At 42.6% G+C, this 22,615-nt stretch carries 14 protein-coding genes; all 14 read right to left on the reverse strand.

What is annotated here, in order from left to right; translation table 11 throughout:
- Positions 1-37: 37 nt before the first annotated feature.
- Positions 38-571 carry a CarD family transcriptional regulator gene (locus tag DWX61_RS09800; RefSeq protein WP_243101053.1) on the reverse strand — a complete coding sequence of 178 codons (534 nt, stop codon included), beginning with the start codon at positions 569-571 and terminating at the stop codon, positions 38-40.
- Between the two features lie 215 nt (positions 572-786).
- Positions 787-3,801 (reverse strand): translation factor GTPase family protein, encoded by a 3,015-nt coding sequence (locus DWX61_RS09805; RefSeq protein ID WP_118625035.1) that lies wholly within the window; start codon positions 3,799-3,801, stop codon positions 787-789.
- A gap of 84 nt (positions 3,802-3,885) precedes the next feature.
- Positions 3,886-4,755 carry a patatin-like phospholipase family protein gene (locus DWX61_RS09810; RefSeq protein WP_118512892.1) on the reverse strand — a complete coding sequence of 290 codons (870 nt, stop codon included), beginning with the start codon at positions 4,753-4,755 and terminating at the stop codon, positions 3,886-3,888.
- Between the two features lie 122 nt (positions 4,756-4,877).
- A complete protein-coding gene (locus DWX61_RS09815) occupies positions 4,878-6,434 on the reverse strand; it encodes an ABC-F family ATP-binding cassette domain-containing protein (protein WP_118625037.1) in 1,557 nt (518 codons plus the stop codon).
- A gap of 153 nt (positions 6,435-6,587) precedes the next feature.
- Entirely contained in the window at positions 6,588-7,085 is a 498-nt protein-coding gene (gene bilS / locus DWX61_RS09820; protein WP_022427068.1) for a flavodoxin family protein BilS, read from the reverse strand.
- Positions 7,086-7,121: 36 nt separating this feature from the next.
- Positions 7,122-8,111: a choloylglycine hydrolase gene (bsh, locus tag DWX61_RS09825; protein WP_118625039.1), complete on the reverse strand. Its 990-nt coding sequence runs from the start codon at positions 8,109-8,111 to the stop codon at positions 7,122-7,124.
- Between the two features lie 17 nt (positions 8,112-8,128).
- A complete protein-coding gene (cls, locus tag DWX61_RS09830; protein WP_118625041.1) occupies positions 8,129-9,685 on the reverse strand; it encodes a cardiolipin synthase in 1,557 nt (518 codons plus the stop codon).
- 1,717 nt (positions 9,686-11,402) lie between these two features.
- Positions 11,403-12,350, reverse strand: a complete 948-nt coding sequence (locus DWX61_RS09845; protein WP_118625045.1) for a DUF4868 domain-containing protein — start codon at positions 12,348-12,350, stop codon at positions 11,403-11,405.
- The gene (locus DWX61_RS09850) at positions 12,347-12,946 is read right to left on the reverse strand and encodes a KwaA family protein (protein WP_110104169.1); all 600 of its coding nucleotides are present in this window, start codon (positions 12,944-12,946) and stop codon (positions 12,347-12,349) included. Before DWX61_RS09850 ends, DWX61_RS09845 begins: the two co-directional genes overlap by 4 nt.
- A 19-nt stretch (positions 12,947-12,965) precedes the next feature.
- Positions 12,966-13,622: a phospholipase D-like domain-containing protein gene (locus DWX61_RS09855; RefSeq protein WP_181968255.1), complete on the reverse strand. Its 657-nt coding sequence runs from the start codon at positions 13,620-13,622 to the stop codon at positions 12,966-12,968.
- A complete protein-coding gene (gene drmB / locus DWX61_RS09860) occupies positions 13,604-15,349 on the reverse strand; it encodes a DrmB family protein (protein WP_118625047.1) in 1,746 nt (581 codons plus the stop codon). The genes DWX61_RS09855 and drmB overlap by 19 nt, the downstream gene beginning before the upstream one ends.
- A 6-nt stretch (positions 15,350-15,355) precedes the next feature.
- Positions 15,356-18,694 (reverse strand): DISARM system helicase DrmA, encoded by a 3,339-nt coding sequence (gene drmA, locus DWX61_RS09865; protein ID WP_118625049.1) that lies wholly within the window; start codon positions 18,692-18,694, stop codon positions 15,356-15,358.
- Positions 18,695-18,707: 13 nt separating this feature from the next.
- A complete protein-coding gene (drmD, locus tag DWX61_RS09870; protein WP_118625051.1) occupies positions 18,708-21,326 on the reverse strand; it encodes a DISARM system SNF2-like helicase DrmD in 2,619 nt (872 codons plus the stop codon).
- A complete protein-coding gene (locus tag DWX61_RS09875; RefSeq protein WP_118625053.1) occupies positions 21,304-22,605 on the reverse strand; it encodes a DNA cytosine methyltransferase in 1,302 nt (433 codons plus the stop codon). The genes drmD and DWX61_RS09875 overlap by 23 nt, the downstream gene beginning before the upstream one ends.
- Positions 22,606-22,615: the final 10 nt, after the last annotated feature.

Below are 22,615 nucleotides of genomic sequence, written 5' to 3' on the forward strand. Positions count from 1 at the left end.
GTTACCGGAAATACCATAGCAGATACGCTCTGCTTTGTCAAACAGCACATACCTGTTCTTCGGCTTCCTTCTTCTGGTTTACTCGCTGTTCAATATAATCTGCCATACGTTCTTTGGGGATATCCAGTAACATGGACAATTCAGAATAGAGATGATCCTCTGCAAGCTTCAGATACCGTTCGTCTGTAGCGGTTGTTTTTTTGCCATGAGATAATCTGGCCTGTTTTCTGACGTAGATCGTCTTGATGATTCGAAGAAGATCTCTGCATTCACAGGTACGGATGCATTTCTTGTAGCTATCCTCCCGGAATTTCTCATTCTCAATACTCAGTGTCTCAATAGATGGGATCTCATCGATAAGCCTCTCCGCTTCTTCCCTCGTAATGATTCCGCGAAGCACCTGCTTTCCACCTTTCACCGGTGTAAATATCTTCCCATCTGTCTCTCCTCCGGGTCTCAGTACATAATAAAGCTTCTCGCCGGAGGAACCATCCACCCTCATTGTGGTAACTCCTGTTACCTGGCAGATGCCGGTACGACCATACACAACATATTCGCCTGTTTCAAACATTTTGCCACTTCCTTTCATTTTTTACTTTTCTTTTGTTATCCTGGCGCTTATTGTGCTCTAATGAAAGCTCCCTGCCAGGTTATATATCCAGACAAGGAGCTTCTCACTGAGGATTCTATCCTTATTTTACTACTTTTCCCATTTATTTGCAAAAGAATTCAAAAAGCTTTTTTATTTTTGTGAAATATGCCCACAATGAGGGCATATATTTTTTGTTATAATTCTTCTTTTTTCTTTCTTCCCAGACGGATGTCTTCCATATGAGATTTCAGTTCCGGTGTCATACTGTCAAAGAGATAGGTTTTGCTGTTGTCCCTGCGCTCCTGCCATTCTTCTCTCATCTGCTGTTTTGCGGAAGCGATCTCATCTTTGAATCCGCGCGCTGAGATCCTGGCGGCTCCCTGTCCCATAATGATGATCTGCTCCAGTCCGTCTGATGTGGCAACTGTCACATTATGCTTCCGTCCGATTTTATGGACAGTACGTTCAATGTACTGGTCTGCTGTTTCCGCTTCTTTTGTGTAGACAACATGAATGTTATGATACTGGAAGGTTTCCTCCGGATGGCCCTCCACACGGTAGGCATCAAATACCAGGATCAGGATGCATCCCTTGATCCCCTGATAATCGCTCAATATGTCCATTAACCTGGACTGTGCTGCATGAAAGTCTGCCTGTGCCAGATCTCTTAAATCCTCCCAGGCAAATATGATATTGCAGCCGTCCACCAGCAGATAGTCCTCTCTGTGGATGGCCGGACTGCTATTTCTCCAGGCGCCGTGACCGGTTTTTGCCGTATGGCCGGAATCTGCTGCACCTTTGTCTCCCTTTCCGGAAAAGCTGCTTCCGCTTTCCGGATTTCCGAAGCTTCGGCTGTTACTGCTGTATTTCTTTGAGCTCACCGGACCAAAGGTTTTCTCAAAGATTGCCTTCAGTTCTTTTTCCTCTTCGTAGCTTCCATACATGGAGGTATATTTTCCACGGCCGGCATTGGCTGTTCTGTGATCAGGACTGTTTTTGGCTGTTCCCTGACCTGCACGCACTCCTGCAGAACTGTTGTCGGAATCCTCATAGGCATCATTACTGTCCGGAAGCTGAGTTCCTTCCAGATGCATATATTTTTCTACCTCATACCAGGGAACCACGAAGCCTGCTCCATGGGCACAGAATACAGAACCTGTAGGATTCTCAAGATCTCTCTCGGAATCATATCCGATCTCCTCTGCGATCTGCTCCTGATCCTGGCAGGGTTCATAGCCCTTCAGAGTACAGGTCAGATGACCTCTGCCTCTTGTGTAGGAAACTACCTGACTCTGATAATCCCTCATTTTTGCCACCGGCGCACTTCCTGTGATCACCGATAGCTCTCCCTGGGTTTCCGGTCCCTGAAAGGTTCCCTGCATCCTCTGGATATCCGTCATGGCACGTCCTACATTTTCTGCCGGAATCTCAAGCCTGAAGCTGTAATAGGGTTCCAGAAGAACTGTCTCTGCTTTCTTGAGGCCCTGGCGCACAGCACGGTAGGTCGCCTGCCGGAAATCTCCGCCTTCCGTATGCTTCTGATGTGCCCGCCCGGTGAGAAGTGTGATCTGCATATCGGTGATGGGTGATCCGGTAAGGACTCCCAGATGCTCTTTTTCCTCCAGATGTGTCAGGATCAGCCGCTGCCAGTTCCGATCCAGCTGATCTTCATTTGCCGCAGTAAAAAACTGCAGCCCGCTTCCTCTCTCTCCCGGTTCCAGAAGAAGATGCACCTCCGCATAATGACGAAGCGGTTCAAAATGTCCCACGCCTTCCACCGGTGCGGCAATGGTTTCTTTGTATACGATATTGCCGGTTCCAAATTCTACTGCCACATGAAAACGCTCCCAGATCAGATGCTTCAGGATCTCGATCTGTACCTCGCCCATCAGCATGGCGTGGATCTCTCCCAGCTGCTCATCCCACATGATATGAAGCTGCGGTTCTTCCTCCTCCAGCTCCTTCAGGCTTTTCAGCATCCTGTGGGCGTCACAGCCCTCCGGAAGGATGATCTGATAATTCAGTACCGGTTCCAGCACCGGCATGGCAGAATCCGCCTCAATGCCAAGTCCCTCTCCCGGATATGTTTCGGTAAGACCTGTGACTGCACAGACGGTTCCTGCCTCTGCCTCTTTGAGCATTTCAAATTTTGCACCGGAATAGATACGGATCTGATCTGCCTTTTCCTCCCAGATCTCCTCTGCCGAAATACCATTTTTTCCTGCATTGGTCAGCGTCTCCTTGACCTTCAGTCTGCCGCCGGTGATCTTCATATAAGTGAGACGGTTTCCCTGATCATCTCTGGCGATCTTAAATATCCTGGCTCCGAATTCTGTGGGATAGGACGGTGCTGCCATGTAGGTCTCCATTCCATGGATAAAAGCATCTACTCCTTCCATCTTCAGGGCAGATCCAAAGAAGCAGGGAAAAAGCTTTCGCTCCAGGATCAGCTCTGCCACGTCCTTTTTTGCGATCGTTCCTGTTTCCAGGAAACTTTCCAGAAGGTTCTCCTCGCACATGGCAATATTTTCCAGAAAATCATCCGTACCATTTATTTTATCAGAAGCACCCTGCATTCCGGATATATTCTCTTTTTCTGCTTCACTGGCGTTGTCTTTCAGCTGCATTCCTTCAGCTGACGGAGATTTCCCGGAGTTATCCACAGGATTCTCCTTTTTCCCTGCTGCTTCTGCACCGGAGCATTCCAGTTCTCCACTAAAATCCACACAGCATCCGCTTAATTTCTTCTTCAGCTCCTCAAGAAGTCTTTCTCTGTCCGTTCCTTCCTGGTCCATTTTATTTACAAAAAGAAATGTTGGAATCTTGTACTGCGTCAGCAGTCTCCACAATGTCTGTGTATGCCCTTGCACCCCATCTGCTCCGTTGATCACCAGGATCGCATAATCCAGCACCTGCAGGGTACGCTCCATCTCAGCAGAAAAATCCACATGCCCCGGCGTATCCAGAAGTGTCACTTCCATATCCCCCATGTAAAAAACTGCCTGCTTTGAAAAAATGGTGATTCCTCTCTCCCTCTCAAGCTCATAGGTATCCAGATACGCATCCTTGTGATCGACTCTTCCGATTTTCCGGATCCTTCCGCATTTAAAAAGCAGGCCTTCCGATAATGTCGTCTTTCCTGCATCCACGTGGGCAAGCACGCCCAGGCTTATATGTCTGTGTTTTATATTCTGAGGTTTTTCTCCCATTGAAAATACCCCTTTCTGTTGTAATGATATCCAATATCATAACATAGAAAGGGGTATAAGTCGAATTTTGTTTCGGTCTGTGATTCAGGAATCCAGGTAGGCTTTCAGCTTCTCCAAATCCTTTTTCATATCTGCTCTTCCTGTCTGGTAGATCCGCTCCAGATTGCTCTCATCACGCTCGATCATCGCCGCCTGGATGGGACTGCTCGGACGGATGATATGGATACGCCCCTCTTTTTCCAGAGAAGCCAGTTCTTCCAGTGTTTCATTATAATGGATATGCCGTTCCTCCAGATCCTTCAGAAAAGCCGGATATTTATGTAATACTGCTTTCAGAAAAAGCTGCATCTTCGGGTTTGCTTTTTTTCGGTACTTCACATCTCTGGTAAGCACCACTACGTTTTTTTCGTATCCCCGGGAAAGCATCCATTTGACCGGGATCGGATCAGACACACCACCGTCCAGAAGTCTCTTTCCCCCAAGCATCACCGGCCGGGAGGCTACCGGGATCGATGCAGATGCACGCATCCATTCAATATCCTCCACATCTCCGTTGGGACATTCATGATACACCGGTTTTCCTGTATCCAGGTCCGTACACACCACTGTAAATTTCATGGGATTTTCCGCGTAGGTCTGACGGTCAAAAATATCCAGTTTCCAGGGCAGTTCATAATATCCGAATTCCCGGCTGTATACATCTCCTGTGGTGATCCAGTTCCGGATGCTTGCAAGTCTTTTATCCTTGCAGTACTTTTTATTATAGCGAAGAACTCTTCCGATCTGCCTGGACTTATAATTGCATCCAAAAACAGCTCCAGCCGATACGCCCACTGCACTGTCCGCGTAAATCTCATTTTCCATCAGAACATCGATCACACCGGCTGTATACAAGCCTCGCATACCGCCGCCCTCCATAACGATACTGAATTTTTTCAATTGTGTTTCTTCCATTTATTTGTCCTCTGTATTCTGTCTGGCAGACTCTGCTGCCCTTATGCTGTCATCTTTTATGTCCCATTTATTGTACTTCTTGAATTATATCTGTCTTTTCTGACATATATCTATATCCATTATCAGAATATCTTGGTTGTCCACCTGCTCATATCCCAGACTTCATTTACCACATCCTGGTAAAATTCCGGCTCATGGCAGATGAGAAGGATACTTCCGCGGTATTCCCTGAGAGCTTTTTTCAGCTCATCTTTTGCATCTACATCCAGATGATTGGTAGGCTCGTCCAGAAGAAGAATGTTGGTGTCACGGTTCACCAGCTTGCAAAGACGCACTTTTGCCTGCTCACCACCGCTTAAAACCCGTACCTGGCTCTCAATATGCTTGGTCGTCAGTCCGCATTTTGCCAGCGCGGAACGCACTTCATACTGGGAAAATGCCGGAAATTCCTGCCAGAGTTCTTCGATACAGGTAGTTCGATTCTCACCTTTAACTTCCTGCTCAAAATATCCGATCTCAAGGTTCTCGCCCTGCTCCACACTTCCGGAAAGAGGCTTGATCAGTCCGAGAAGACTCCGAAGAAGTGTTGTTTTTCCTATTCCATTGGTTCCCACCAGTGCGATCTTCTGTCCTCGCTCCATAGTAAAATTCAGCGGCTTGGAAAGCGGCTCATCATAACCGATCACAAGATCATGGGTCTCAAAAAGCATCTTTCCCGGTGTTCGGCCATAACGGAATTTGAACTCCGGCTTCGGCTTCTCTGCTGCCAGCTCGATCACATCCATCTTGTCCAGCTTTTTCTGACGGGACATAGCCATATTTCTTGTGGAAACACGTGCCTTATTCCTTGCCACGAAATCCTTCAGCTCACTGATCTCCTGCTGCTGTTTGCGGTAAGCAGCCTCCAGCTGTGCCTTCTTGACTGCATAGACCTCCTGGAAATGATCGTAATCTCCCACGTAACGGTTCAGTTCCTGATTTTCCATGTGATAGATAATGTTAACTACAGAATTCAGGAACGGAATATCATGTGAAATAAGGATAAAGGCATTCTCATAATCCAGAAGATATCTTTTCAGCCATGCAATATGCTCCTCATCCAGATAGTTGGTAGGCTCATCCAGAAGCAGGATATCTGGCTTCTCAAGAAGAAGCTTCGCAAGAAGTACCTTGGTTCGCTGTCCGCCGCTTAGATCCGTAACATCACGGTCAAGCCCCAGATCCAGAAGGCCCAGAGCTCTGGCAACCTCCTCCACCTTGGCATCGATCGCATAAAAATCGTGAAGTGTCAGTTCGTCCTGGATCGTTCCAAGCTCTTCCATCAGCCCATCCATCTCGTCAGGATCTGCGGTTCCCAGCCTGTCGCAGATCTCGTTCATCCGTTCCTCTTTTTTAAGAAGAGGATCAAAAGCGGATTTCAGCACCTGGCCGATGGTCATCCCCTTTTCCAGAACCGCATGCTGATCCAGATAGCCTGCGTGGACATTTTTTGCCCACTCTACCTTTCCCTCATCCGGCATCAGTTTTCCGGTCACGATGCTCATAAATGTGGACTTTCCTTCGCCATTGGCGCCTACAAGTCCGATATGTTCTCCCTTAAGAAGCCGGAAAGATACATCTTCGAAAATTGCTCTGTCTCCAAACCCGTGGGTCAGGTGTTCTACATTTAAAATACTCATTTGTTATATTCCTTTATCATTGTGGTTTTTGTGTTTTCCCGGAAGGGATTTTTAATAATGCTATAGTATTATACTTGATATTTTTCTCTGCTGTAAAGTCAAATCTCTGTATACACTGCGATCGGCTGACTGGCAGTTGCTGGTACACCGTTTTTATTTCATAATGATCTTCTTCAGTTTTTCCAGGTCGTCCGTATCAGGATGAGACAAAGCACAGTCAAAATTTTTGATCAACAGATCAAGATTCGCAGGGTGTTCCGGATTTTCTTTCATTTTTATATATCGTTCACGCACAGACTGGGGCATCTTTCCCTGACACATATACTCTCCGATAACAACATTACCCGGAGCAACAGACTGTCTGACCTGACCGAGAACCTTTTCAAAATATGCCGCACTTGCACCAAAACCGGCTGTTCCAAACAGAAAAATCTTCTTCCCTTTTAATTTGGATAACAATTCCAGGGTCTTCTTATCTGCATTCCCTTTGTCCGTCCAAAATCCGATATACAGCAGATCGGATCCAGGTACCTGTGATCCGGTCTCCCCAAAGTGATCACACTTATCTTTTGGCAGCACTTCATAGATCGCCTCAGCCAACTTTTTTGTATTACCGGTTAAGCTGCTGAATACTATTGAATAATTTTCCATCTTCCTACCTCATTATCTTCTGTAAAAATCCTGATCTCATTTATTATGCCATCTGATCTCACCATTTAATATGATCGGATAACGGATCAGCTTGTCTGAATCAAGGTTTTCCGCATACATATCTACTGCTGTTATCTGATGATTATCATATGTGGTGTAATAATAGATTCCCTTTGTCGTGTTGCAGCATGAAGTATAGATCGTGATCTCATATGCGCCATCTGATACCTCACAGCATCCCCGCTGCTGATCAACAGAGCCTAAAATATGGAAAAACTGGCTGACACTTTCGTTTTCCCCATCTCCGGATATTGCATTTAGTTTTGTAAATGCAACCTTTACAAATCTTGACTGGCTTGAAAGATCTCCCGGAATTCCCATTCCGCCCATTCCTCTGCTGTATGGATCCAGCTCCAGCACTCCTGCAAATGTACTTTCCGGCTGCTTTCTGGATACACCTGCAAAATTGTTAAGTGCAAACATCTGACCGGGGAATGGAGGATTATTTGTAAGTACGCCAACAGGATCATCATAGATGTGCATTCCGTCTTTCATGGATTCTACAACGATGCATTCCTCCTTGTCTGCGATCATCCAGTGAAGCTGTGCAGTTGGAAGCTGTTCACTGAAGGGTGTTCCCATAAGCTTCATATTGGAAAGCATCCTCCTTGCTTCAGCCACCGAAGCACATTGGGTAAGGATCCATGGAATAAATTCATATTGCGCCACCTGGATAAGATCCTTATCTGCCTCTGTCACTTCATCTGCATATGCCGCATTCCCCACAAAGTTAAGTCCTGCCATACCCAGTCCCTTTTCATTAGCCGCATCATAATAAAGCGGATAATCTCCTGCTACAAATGCCATTCCTATGAGAGCATAATGTGTTTTTGATTTTCCTGCATATCGAAAATCGAACTCATAATTTCTTGGAGTTATGGTCACCTCTTCCCCATAGGAAAACTCATAGTCAAGAGTTCTTCCCATATAAAAATCCTTTGTCTGATAAGTTGCTGCTGTACACATAGATCTACACCTCTTTCTTACAATAATCCTGCAAATAATCTCATGAAAAGCTGTCCAAGACGAAGATATGCACTACGTCCTGTCCGGTATTGTTCTGTTACTTCCCGACATTCCTGCATTGTTTCTTCCAGATCATTTCTTATGGATAACACAGCCGGACTGTCTGCCATAAAGCATCCGTTTTCAAAATGATGATAAAGACTTCTGTAATCCAGATTTATGGTTCCGCAGGTTGCCATACAGTCATCTGCCACACTCATCTTGGCGTGGCAGAAGCCAGGTGTCCACTCATAGATCCGCACTCCATTTTTAACCAGTCCATGATAAAAAGAACGTGTGACACTGTAAATCATTTTTTTATCCGGGATTCCCGGTGTAATGATCCTTACATCAACTCCCCTCTTTGCAGCAAGGCACAGAGCATGTGTCATTTCATCCGTAATGATCAGATATGGCGTCATAAACCAGCAGTATTTTTCTGCTTTGTTGACCATGCTGATATAAACTTCCTCTCCTACCTGTTCATCATCCATTGGACTATCTGCATAAGGCTGTACAAATCCGGTCTGAGCTGCCTTATATTCTGATCTTATAAAATATTTGCTGAAATCCTCATTATTATTCCTGTCATTGGCTGCATTCCACATTTCAAGGAATGTTGCTGTCAGCGACTGAACTGCATCGCCTTCAAGACGGATCCCGGTATCCTTCCATTGTCCGTAAGGATTGGTGTAATTAAAATATTCATTTGCCAGATTATAGCCGCCTGTGAAAGCTACTTTTCCATCGATCACTGTTATTTTTCGATGATCACGGTTGTTCAGAAATACATTCAGCCCCGGCATAAATGGATTAAATACCCGGCAGTGGATTCCGATCTGCTCCATCTTTTTTACGAAATCCGTATTAATAAATCCAATAGATCCCATATCATCATAAAATACTCGCACTTCCACGCCTGCCTGCACACGCTCCTCCAGTACTTTCTGGATCTTTTTCCAGGCCTCTGCATCTTCTATCGCATGATATTCCATAAAAATAAACTTTTCAGCCTTTGACAATGCCAATAATTGTGCTTCTAATCCCTTTACCGCCTCATCATAATAAACAATATCCGTGTTCTGGTATACGGGATAACCTGCGTTTTTCCAAATATACTCACTGATATTTCCTGCTTTGGGGATTTTGTTTTTGATATTTTCCAGTTTTTCCCGATTGTCCGGCAGAAACGGCAGAAGCTTTCTGTCGATGTCCGCATATCGTTCTCGCATTTTATGGGTTCCGCCATTTAATCCGATGAGCAGATATAATGCTACACCCATGATCGGAAACACAAGTATCAGAATGATCCATGGCATTTTCATGGAAGAGGTCTGATCGGATGCATATAGTGCCAGAACCAGAATTCCTGCAAAGACTCTGGTCAGCAGATTAACGATCTCCGCATACTCATTCAGCCTTGTGATCATGATAATGATAAAAGCTGCTTCCAATAAAATACAAAGCACCGAAAAGCATAATCGAATGACACCGTTTTTCGTTTTTGCTCTGCCCTCCAATGTATCCTGCTTCATAAAACCGCCCCTTTCTGCATTGAATGGGAATTTCCTGTTGTGCGTAAGCCTAACTGAATATTCCTGTTGCGTAATAAAATCAGCAATTATCTTCTATACTGCAAACAGCGCAGCTCTGACCTGCTGATTCTTTGTCCACTGTAATAAAAAATGAAATATGAAGAAAGCCCTGGAAGCTGCAACTTCGAGGGCTTTTGCTTTTTTTGTTATAAACACTTTAATTCTTTTTTGCCTGCGAGCATTATATCATATGCGATTTTTCTTCGCAATATACTCTGTATACTTTTTAAGGTGTTTCTGCTTTTACTGAACTCTTTGCTTCTATCATTGCAATAACTTTCTCCGCTGGATATAACAAAAAAGACCTTCTGCAACCTCAACGGAGAGATTTCCATGATAGAACAGCTCATTGCCGAAGCAACAGAATGTGATTTCAAAGTTGCTCTCGAAACGAATAAGCCAAAAACTGGTTAAAAAACACCCCTTTGATTTTCCAACGAGGCTTGTGACTATTGCAAGTCAACAAAATGCTTGTTTCTACACCCCTTGACCTTTCTTTCTTGTTTATAATGAGAAAGAAAGAAAAAGAAAGGAAAGGCAACCTTTTCAAATCTGGATCGAACTGACAGAAGAGATTATCCAGAGGATGCAATCAGAGAATCTTTACTGAACAGCATTGTTCACCGTGATTACTCTTTCAGCGGAAGCAATCTGGTCAATGTCTATGAGGATAGAATCGAATTTGTCTCTCTTGGAGGTCTTGTATCCGGTCTGGAACTGGAATCCATTTTCTTGGGTGTTTCATAATCGAGAAATCCGAACCTTGCGGCTGTCTTCTCCAGGATGAGATTGATTGAAAGTTATGGCACAGAAATCGAAAAAATTGAATGTGCATATAAGAATTGACCATCCCCGCCAGAGTTTGAAACGGCAAAAGGTGTTTTCCGCGTAACACTTCCCAACAGGAATGAGCAGCCGGAAACGAATGTCCGGATATCTGATAAAGCGGACAAAGATATTTCACTGAATGAACAGAAATTACTCATTCTTCAATATACACTGGAAAACGGCAGTGTTACAAGAAAAGAAGTTGAAGATTTGATTGGTGCAGAAACAACAAAGGCTTTCCGGTTGCTTAAGGAACTTTGCAAAGCTGGCAAACTTGAGCAAAAAGGAAGCGGCAGGTTGAGCACCTACATTTCCAAATAAAATCATTGTACAAAGGAATATCTCGACAATGAAATCAACTTTATGAGCTAGGTAAAAAATAAACGGTCTGAATCCCATGCTATGCACAGAACTCAGGCCGTTTAGCTTTTGTTCATCTTCCCATCTCATTTCCAACTCGTCCAAAAGCGAATGCCTTTTAGATTTTCTTCGCAATCGTAGACAGCTCCGAAAAAGAGCCTCATGACGGTGAAGAAAAAATCCAGAGCTGTGTTTCTTTCCACTTAGCCTTCGTTAGTTTCTTTCTGTCCCGAACACACCTTTTACCTGAATTCTGAAATCCAGCTTGTTGTTGGTCAATCCCTGCATGAGCTACACATTCTTATATCTGGGCAGGAAGATTTGACTGATAGACTGAATATCTTGCTCATTAATACAATGAGCCGTCATGAACTTTTTCGTCATATGGGGCTTTATATCTGACAGTACCTGTGACATAGAATCCTTTTTTTCTTCTATCACTCATCTATATTTTCCTATCATTGGTCAGTCAGTGACTTGCTCCCACTGGGCCCAAAAGCATTTTGCTGGAGCTGTCATATTCTTTTCCAGTGAGTTCAGACCGAACAATATCATCATTCAACATTTTAATAAATGCCGCTGCCTCTTTTTGTGAAGAAATCACAATATGATCTTCTTCAAACTTGAACATAGTTTTGTAGCGAGAATGCTTTTTCAGATTCTCTAACAAATCGTTCTTTTTCATCTGCAAAACAGGCGAATTTTTTGCCTTTAATAACTTCTTTGCATTTGTCAACTTACTTTTATTTTCAAACGCAACAAACTTTTCAAGGCTATCTACAATATCCAGATCGCGAATAATCTCAATCGTCTTCTGTGCCCCCGCTCGTATGTATTGCTCAAATCCAAAAAATCTCTGCATAAGATCCATTTTTGCCGTAACAACACTTGAAGAAAAGATAATTACATCTGCTCGTGAATCTATCTGCACAATATCGCTATCAATTTCATCGTATGTATCACCAACAAATAGGGCTATAATATTTTTACTTCGATCAATTCTTGATACAGAGTATATATGTTGATAAACCCAAAAGTACTTGTCATTCAAATTGATTCTAAAAAGAAATCCAGACAGTTTATTTCTATCGCTTTCCGAGTAGTACTCCGTACGCTTTTCAGCATCATCAAGAAAAGTAAAGGGTCTATAGTTCTCTATCAGACTAATCTCATAAAATTCTTTCTTATTGTCTGCAATATTTTCTGATGTATCAAATTCGGCATCATCTGCAAGATAGGTACAATTGATAAAACCTGCCACCTTATCTTTTGTGCTAGAAAGCAACTTATCTGTTGCTCTGATTTTTTTGGTTTGATATCCACTTTCATCGCGTAGGCAGGCATATATTTCAATACCGCAAACTGAACCAGAAAACATTATCGACTTAATCGATGCCTGAATTTCTTCCTTGGTCATTTGTTCATCTCCTTCATGTAGAGGACTGTATCATTAATCACTTTATATTCTACTGTACTAGGATTTTTTAAAAACCTGCCTTTAACTACAGCCAAACAAATTTCATTATTAAAGTCAGGATTGCTCTTAAAAGTAATCTCATAGACTCGGTATCCTAAAATTGCCAATACAGGATTCGCATAGTACAAATGTGTTTTGCTTAGCAGCGCACACATCATAACCACAATGATAAGGAATGTTACCGCTCCTTGAATCGTTCCTACATCATCAATCAAAAGCGGGATAATCATTGTCATAAAGAAATTCAAACTTGCGTCCTCTTTTTCTACGAAGGAAGAAAGCTGATACCCTTGTTTCTTATCAGTCCATCTAAAGGCTGTAAAAGAAATAAAAGATATGATTGCTGCTAAAATCCATGTAGCACATAACAAAAACACAACAATCAGCACATTATTAAGGCGAACAAATTCTCCCCAATATGACTGATTTTCAGCAAGTTCGCTGACGGGGGTAAATTTGAAATTGCGTACAATAGTCAAAAAAGCCAATGGACTCAATGATTGCAGCATTAACTTATGTTTCAAGCTTAAATTCATTGGCACACCTCCATAAAGCTTACAGTTCAACAAATATCCTTTTGAATACCAGTGAAGTAAATATATCCTCTACTTGTTTAGCCAATTCTTTCGAATGAATCCGTGCCCCCAGCTCGATATTTCCTTCCTGTCCATGATATGAAAGGTTTGCAGATGTAATCAGCGTATCCGTTTGATCAACAGAAATTACCTTTGCATGAAGAGCAGACATTTTATCTTCCTGTTTTGGATAGTTATAAATTCGCAGAAATTTTCCCTTATAGCAGCATAAACGGTCAAAAGCCTTCTGACTCTCAATGTCATTCACAAAAAATTTCACGAGAACGCCTTCTTGGCTCTTTTGAATTACACAATCGACTAACTCGGCAAAATAATCCGAGAGGGAGTACCCAGTAATTAGAATGCTCTTCCTAGCTCCCATAAGCATTTCTCTTACGGTAACCTTTGTCGGTTTTGTTTTCAACGCAAAAGAAGGTGGCGCTGTAACAACTAATTCAGCGCTATCATCGTTACTTTGGGCAGTCGCTGAAACCATAGCAAGAATTTCATGAGCTTCTTTTTCAGAAAGAGATGGATATCTCTTTTGAATAGCTCTAATAGACTCATTTCCACCAGATATAGCATCTGTGAGAATTTTGTTTAACAAAATATCTAAGCTTATACTTCCAGTTGACATAGTTCTTCCACCAAAGTTTTAAAATAAGACTGATTTTCTCTTCCGTCAATAGGCACAATTAGTCCGCGATCCAACATGCGATTTCCATTCTCGCAAGCTGTTTCTGAGATCATACAGCAGGAATGGCACGCCGCGCCATTTGAATTATTACCAGCAGGCACATTGTTAAGGCATTCCGGATCATTTGTGCAAACCAGTGCTTCCTGGAAAGCGTCTTTCATCAAAACAATAAGCTGATCAATATTTCCTAATTCTACAAGTCCACCAAGTGAGCCTTCTTTATCGGCACTTCCGGTATAGAGCAACACGCCAGACATATCATCCCCAAAATAAATACGCTCACGAATAGCGGATGAAGAGTACCCCGAGGACATTGACATCTGCTTAATCAACAAATGTGCGAATGTATGCATCAGGACATACCTTGCATCTCGTAATGTGGTAACAGTCCATTCTTTAGATTCACAGAATTCCTTATAACACTGCGCATATTTCTGAGAAAGTGCTCCCAGTTCTGGATCTCTCAACCACGCATCAATACTATCCCTATTAAACTCAATAAAGACACCTTCACCGTGCACTTCTGCAGCAGGAAGCCATTTTTCAGTCTTACCCTTATTTAGATAAACGATATTTGTCTGCTCATCGGCATCTGGATCCGGAGCATCTACACGGGTGAAGCCAAGCAGCACTCTCACTTCTCTTAATCGTGTAATGCGAATGACTCTCTTAAAATACGGGAGCAGATAATCCGGAAGCGGATCCTCCTCAGCCTTAAAATGTTTTTTGTTGGAGGCGTACACAGGATCTGCGTGATGCGTAATGGCGTTATATTCCATCTGCTTAATCTCTGTGAACTCTTTGATGTTCTGTCTTCTGCGCAATAAAGCTGCATCAAATTCTTCTCTTGTAAATGCAGAGAAATATTTTTGATACACTTTGTCTAATCCCATCTCTCCAAAATCTTCTTCATAGCTGTCAATTAAGCGCAAATGCTCATCAATCAAGTTATAAAGCGGATTGATCCAAGGTGGAATGGATATGGCACTTCTCATTACTGGAAAATACACATTCGACGCGCCACGCTGAGAAGGAATCATTTCCTTATCGCATTTTTCATTTTTATGATTTAGCCGGAACGGATGATGTCCGGAACATTTCATACCTTCAAAATTCTCATGCTGCGTTGCGCCGCTCATACTCCGTCGTGCCCCACAGGAACATTCAACCCACATATCTGCAAGCGTTGATGTATTGCCAGTTGAATACATCCTCATCGTACCTTTGCAGGTTGTATTGCCACCGTGAACCCACCAGCTCCAAGGGAAATCATCCATATGGCCGTTCTCACAAATAGTAATAAAACGAGAAGGATAAGCCTGTCTATGACATTCCGGACAAGTTACACCAAACTTCAGATATCGATCTAGGTCAAAATTCTCTCTTAAATCAAATATTCTCCCACATTTCACATTGGAACAAACATGCATATAAGGGAATGAGACCACAGGAATATCTCCGCTATAAGAAGTCCGTGGCATATAAAAGCAGTCAACGCCCAGATATGAGGCCAATCTGCCATCTATAATTTTCTTTCCTTTTTCCTTCCAATAGTTCAAGTCCAGAACCGTGACGGAATCTTTCACGGCATCCACAATAGAACCTGGACCAAATGTAGTTATCAACTGATTAGGACGAATCTCACCTAATTTATTATTATCAAACATAGGCTTTTAGTCCTCCGTGTAATAGAACATATTTGCTGCACTCTCAACATCACGCATAGAACGAAGAGTCGGCTTTTCAAGATCAGTACAAACTTCGCCATAAGTGTTCATTAGGCGATTATACGTTTTAGTTGTATAGACATAGTATCTAAGTTCCTTGGATTGAGTTGCCAGCAGTTTCCAATTGCTTACAAAATCATCAATCTCATGTTCGGCATCTGCCTTAGCAGAAGGCTTGATGATGTTCAATCGATTCATGATAAGAGCCTTCACTTCATTAAGCTGCTCATCGGTTAGCTTATCAATAGCTGCTGCTCCATCATTGCTTGCAAATTCCGGATAATGCAAACGAATTGCAGAAATAACCAGCGCATGCAGCACGCGATCTCTTGCACGTGCAGAAAACGGTGTCGCTGTTGTGCCTTCAACAAAACGATATAGCTGAGCATGATAACCGGTAAAATTCTCATAATGCGACAAGTCGCGGGGGCGATAAGGGTTATATAAAGTGACTACTAAGCCTGGATAAGAACGTCCAATACGGCTAGTTGCCTGAATATATTCGGAGTTCTGCTTCGGTTGACCAGTTACCACCATGAGACCAAGCCGATCCACATCCATACCAACAGCAATCATATTAGTTGCAATTGCCGTATCTAGGCAATTTCTATCTGTATATGGAGTTTCCAACTGACTTAGTTTCTTCGGAATGTCATAAGAAGACATGCGAGAAGTAATTTCAACCTTATGATTAAGGAAACGCTGCCTACTCATTCCATATTTTTTCTTAATACGTTGAATTCTGTCAGGAATATCATCCTGTAATAATCGAACGGCACCGCCGAGTTCTCGAATACTGTTATAATACCCAACAAGGGTATAGTAAGGGTCAATAACATCCTTGTACTCATCATCCAGCGAAAGATTATACGCACTTTGAAGGATAATCGAATATACACGCAGCAAAGCTGTCTTTACAGACTGGCCTGGTGCGCAGACACCAACGTATCTTCTAAACGGATCTTGTTCAACCGGTACCTCACGAATATAGAAACTGTCACCGATTTCAAACCCATTTGGTGGAAATTGCGCAGTTACTTTTCTGCCATATAAGCATTTTGTCTGCTCAGCAGCATTTTTGATAGTTGCCGTAGAAACAACATACTTTGGCTTGATTTTCTTACCTCCAATCGTGTAGGAACACAGATCTTCAATAACTGTTTCATATGCACCGTATACGGTTCCCAGAGGTCCTGTGATAAGATGCAGCTCATCTTGGATAATCAGCTCCGGCGGAAGGAATGGTTTAATCGATCTAAGCGTAGCTGTGGGTAACTCTTCTGTACGAGTATGCCGAGCATGGTCCGCTCCAATAGCAACATAGCCATCGCGACTGCAAATTCTATCAACGCGACCAAACAGAGCATTTGTATTCACATCCCACGGAAGGCGGGCAAACTTATCAACTGTTGACAGAATAATGGTCGGGCACTTAGCATAAATTTCTTCATCTACCAGATAAACCGGGATTTTCATCTTATTGCTGGGTTTATACCTATAGAACATGCATTTATCATCCGAACAATAGATGCTAACCGATTTTGTAGGAATATCTATATAAAAATTTTCCTCTGTAAGTGGCTTCCCACAGAATGGACATGTAAGCAGCTGTTTGTAGATAGAGTTTTTCTTGCTTCTTGCTGTTCTTGTTTTAGCTGGATCCTCCGGATCTTCTTCCAATTCTTTAAAGGTGTTCGGAGTCACAGTACCACCAACCCAGAAACCAATACTGATGGGTTCTTTTCCGTATTTCGGATATTCTTTTTGCCGGATCAGTTCCGCGGCCAAAATCATCTTGGTGATACGGTCTCTCTGCTGTGTAGTGAGCAGGCGCAAAGTATATCGCAAAATTGCAGTTACACCGCCGTCACGATTGTATTCATCACTCTCGTTAGTGCGCAGTCTTCTATTAGCAATAACAAATGCCATAAGGCCCAGATATGCCTCGGTCTTGCCTCCACCAGTGGGAAAGTAGAGAAGATCCACGACTTCACGGTTATCATGCTCCGGATCTACAATACCTTTCAGATTCATGAGAATAAAAGCAATCTGGAAAGGTCTCCAGCCAAAATTATTGGAAGGATTGCGAGGATCTACAAAATCCCTAAAGGCACACTCGATACCGGCTCCATGCTTCTTAGAGAAATTCATAATATTTCTCTGAAGAATCATGGAACGATTCATAAAGCAAAAGGCATCAAACGAAATATCATCCTCTACTAGTAGCTGAATGCCCGCGCGGATTCTTCCAAGAGCTTCTATACATTTATTTATTACTGTGTCGCCAATTTCTTTCTTGAACTTAGCATCATCCATTTTTGAATCATGAACCAATTTTTTCTGAATCCAATTCTCATAGGAGTCCGCCAAGACATTCAGCCGGTTAATGATGTCATCTTTTTTCTTTGCAACAGAAAGAGTTCTCATAGAGAAGAAGAACGGGTCAAATCCTTCCAAAGCAGCACTAACACCTGGAAATTCGTACTCTGGAATAAATGTCGATACAATTTCAGAAGCACGTCCATTTTTATTGGCTTTCCAAGTTGCTGCGCAACCACGTCCCCTTCCTAAAATAGGTCGCTGGGCAAAGTAAAATTCATCGACGGCAAGGATTTTTCTGCATATGTGTTCTGCCACGAAGATATCCATTTTGTCATGGGAATAGGCACGCAAGTTGACTTGGAACATCATTCCAGCAATATCACTCTCAGGATTTTTGCGCTTGTTGATAACATAAGCTGTTACCAAGGTATACCCCTGCTTGAGGCCGATTTTAGAAATATATAAAATAACATTTGAATCACAGACCAAAGGGTATTCTTTGTTCTTACTAAACTCTTGCAGATCAATAACAACTGTCTCTTTCTGCGGATGACGTGTATACGTGCTTACATCAACTTTTTTTCCCTCTTTGTTAGTGGTTTTATCAGAAGCTTTGGTGTAATCGCCCCAAGTCACATCCACATTGAAAGATTTTGTACTACTTTCTAGGTAAAAGCTGATGCCAATGGAAAACGGTGTTTTAAATCGATTTGTAAAGACCGGCTCATTATCATCGTCTTCGCCCGCAGTATAATCTGCATCCCCTTCGAAAGAAACATCTCCATCGACTTCCTGCTCATTCGAATCATTTTCACTGGTTTGTGGCGCAAGCATACCCACGATATATTCAAAGCGCGGGTTTTGATTCAGTATTTCATTTTCACTACTCGGTCCCAACAAGTCTTTCTTTAACATTTCTATGACTTCTTGGCGAACCTCAGCAAACTTAAATCTATCTGCCATGTGGTGCCTCCTGTTAAAATTTAAGGACAATGTTAATCAGAAGCAATGGATTGATTTCCTGAGACTGATTAAATCGATCAATTTCAGCCTGCGCCTCGTCTTGAATCTCTTTTCTGCGCTTAGGCAGGTCGTGTTGCAGCTTATCCATTTTTTTCTTCGCTTCAGCCGCTTTTTTTCGGATATCCTTTTTTTCCAGCGTGTCAGTAGCCGCCATTTCAGCAAGTATGTACTCCTCAACTTCTTTTTGAGCATCAGTAAGCTGAACATGAAGCTGTTCTTGTTGGACATTGACCCAGTTTTCAATCTTCTTCTTGTTATATGCGATAGTAGGGGCTACAGTTTTATCATGCTGATCCTGAACTTCTGAAATCAAGCGAGCATAAATCCGGTGAAAATAAGATTGTTCTTCTTCTGTCGGTTTAAAATAGCGAACATCCGAATCATTAGCCTCCTCCAATGCGGAAACAATCTCATCTTCAGTAAAATTGATATACTCACCATTTTCATCACAAAGTAGTAAAACTGGGAAGAGGAGTTTTGTATTGTCCATGAATGCTCCAAGAAACAAAACGCCATGTGAACCAAATATCTTTTCACCCCAGTTGTCGATTTTCCAGTAATGTAGCTTGTGATCCACTTCTGGTTCTTCAAACTGGTTCCAATATTCAACATCACGTAGATATTTATCGATATCAGCCTTGGTCTTTTCCAACGCTTGCCCCTTCGCCTCTCTACTTTCTGTAAGCAGAATTGAGCGAAGTTCTGCTGCATGAGCATTCTTCCTTGCATCTAGCTGCCTGTTCAAAACTGCAAATGCTTTCCTTACCGCAGTGATATTCTTACAATTCTGGTAAATATCCAGAATACGCTTTTCAAAACTCACACCAGATTCAAGTGCGCCCAGCGCAACATCCGATGCACCAAACACGCCCTCGAACAGTTCAAACTTCTTAGAAAGGATATCATATACTCTGCGATCTGCTTCATTGTCCGTATTCAACAGATTGATTGCTACCACATCGTGAGTTTGTCCATAGCGATGACAACGTCCAATTCTCTGCTCAATTTTCTGCGGATTCCAAGGCAAGTCATAGTTGATAATTGTGTTACAAAACTGTAGATTTAGACCTTCTGAACCAGCATCTGTAACAATCAAAATCTTGGCATGACTCTTGAAATAATCGACAATTGCGTGCTTATATTCCACACTTCTGCCATAGTTTGTTTTACCAAAATTCTTGACCTGCCATGTTCGAAAGATTTCCTTCGTCATAGCATCATCAAAGTCACCATTAAAGAGAAGGATATCTTCCTCGCTATAGCCAGATCTTCTTAGTTCTGCGGCTATATATTTCTGTGTTCGCTTAGACTCTGTAAAGACAACAGCCTTCTGATTCAATCCCTCAGAAATCTGGTGGTCAAATGCAGATTTCAGTGCTTCCCTCAACGCGGCGATCTTTGCATTCGTCTTTATAGCCCTTGCCATTTCAAGAATATGTCTTACAATCTTGAGCTCAGCCTGAATAGCCTGTTTCTTCTCTGCTGTTTCTTCATCATCGTATTCGTTGAAACCATCCTCATCGATTTCATCTTCTACAAACCCCCAGAACAAATCGAAGCCCTCCTGGGCATAAGCAGATTTAGTACCTTCATAGAGTTTTTCAAGACGTTTTTCTAATACTTCAAAGGTCTCTATCAAAGCAAAGCTAGAAGATGCAAGCAACTTTCGAATAACAAGAATAATCAGCCCACGATTCGCATTCGGAATAGAATACAGCGGATCACGACGCAGAAAATCATTGGTCACATCATAGAGTTCTTTTTCTTCTGCACTCAAATGGAAATCGACCGTAATACAGGTTCTCTTGCTGAAGGCCATGTATTTTCCGACATCGCGTCGAAGGGTGCGATATAACACTGGAAGAAGTTCCTGTTTCAATTCCTCATAATCACAGCCATCCACAAATCGACGGTTGAAAACCTTTTCTGACCCGAAAATACGTGGATCGATAAAGGAAACCAGTCCATGAAGATCTGTAAGGGAATTCTGTAATGGCGTAGCAGTCAAAAGAATTTTAGGAATCCCATGTGTCAAATCATATAGATTTTTTGCCCGCTTTGTGCCATGAAAAACATTCCGCAGATTATGAGCCTCATCAATAATCAGGAAGTCCCATTTGACATGGGGAAAACGCTTAATTAGTTTCGATGAATAATCATAAGAAGCAATGACAATACTAACCTCATCTGCGTTTCCAAGGTGAGTTTGCACATTGGCAAGATCATGCTCAACCGTGTACCGATCCAGAATAACAGCTTGGCGTCCAAACTTCTCCAAAAGCTCTACTTCCCATTGTTTTCTCAAAGTAGCAGGAAGCGAAATCAGCACTTTTTTTGCTCCGTTGTCCAGAATATAATTAAGCACCAACCCAGCCTCGATTGTTTTTCCCAGACCAACCTCATCTGCCAGAATGATGCCACCTGTCTTTAATGCTTGAATGGCCGCACAAAAGGCATTGACCTGATGGGGATTTGGCTCAATATCCGCATTCAGTAGACATTCAAATGGAGCCTTGGCCAATTGTTGCTTCTTATACCAGCTATATTGTTCAAGTAGGAGATTGCTTTCCATCGATACCCTCCTTACTTAATTCATTGGCGATTCCTTCTGCGATGCCTTTAGCCATTAACGTAGGAACGGCATTGCCTATCTGTACAAATTGAGCCGTTCTCGGGCCTTCAAAGAAATAATCATCCGGAAACGATTGGATGCGAGCGGCCTCCCGGACAGTAATCGAACGGTGTTGCTCAATATCCGGATGAATAAAGTAATGTCCATCTTTTGAGATATGAGCCAACATGGTGTGGCAGTACGCCTCGTCTCCCTCTACAACTTTAAATCGATCCAGAAACGATTTTCGGTTTTTGTGTGTCTTCAGTTCATCCGGCAAATCATTATAGTTCAGACGTTTGTGCCCATCATTCCAGAGTTCAATTGTACGCCGATAAATCTCAATGTCCCTGTCTTTATTGGGTCTTGCGCAATGATGCGTCAGAATGTCAGAATCCTTGCGGATTCCAGTGCTTCTTAAATAATCGCTGAAATCATCTGATCTGTATTCACCCGATTTCCCTCCTGGCTGCAACGCTGGCAGATCACTGAGAATATCGTTAACCGTAGCATCCGCTATTGTCTGCTCAAACTGCGGATAAGAAAGCCCGCTATTCTTCAGCCACCCGACAATGATCATTCTTCTTCGGTTTTGCAGCACACCAAAATTCTTTGAATTTTGCTCATGGCATTCAATCTCATAGCCAACGGAACGCAGCGCTTCCTGGACTTTCAGCCAGGTTGCACCACTGTTTGCTGACTTGATTCCCATAACATTCTCAAAAACGAACATCTTTGGATGATATTTCTGAAGGAATCTCGCATACAACTTATAGAGATCATTTCTAGGATCCGCTGACATCGGTGTTTCCATATGCTTGCTTTGCGCCCTTCCCACCAAAGAATATGCCTGGCAAGGCGGTCCACCAATAATGACATCTACTTGCTTGATGCCTCTTTGCGTAAGGATCCTATCTATATTTTCAAATAACCTTGGAAGAGTTTCATTTGACATCGTTTCACAAAATACGGATTGTAGCTGCTCCTCGGGAATATGTTGCAGAAATTCGTCGCGGGTGATTTTTCCGCTAATATAATCCTTGTAGATATCAAGTTTTCCTTGTGCTTTGAGATAATAGTATCCCGTTCGTGTTTCCAATGTTTGAGCAGCATATGGGTTCATCTCCACATGCGCTACAGGTGAAAAGCCCGCTTGGATGAAGCCTTCGGACAATCCACCAGCTCCTGCAAATAAATCTATAAAATTGTAAGAGCCTGTTGTGGCGTTGATACGTTCCATGATGAACCCC

It is taken from the genome of Ruminococcus sp. AF20-12LB (genome assembly GCF_003478985.1).
Lineage (GTDB): Bacteria > Bacillota > Clostridia > Lachnospirales > Lachnospiraceae > Blautia_A.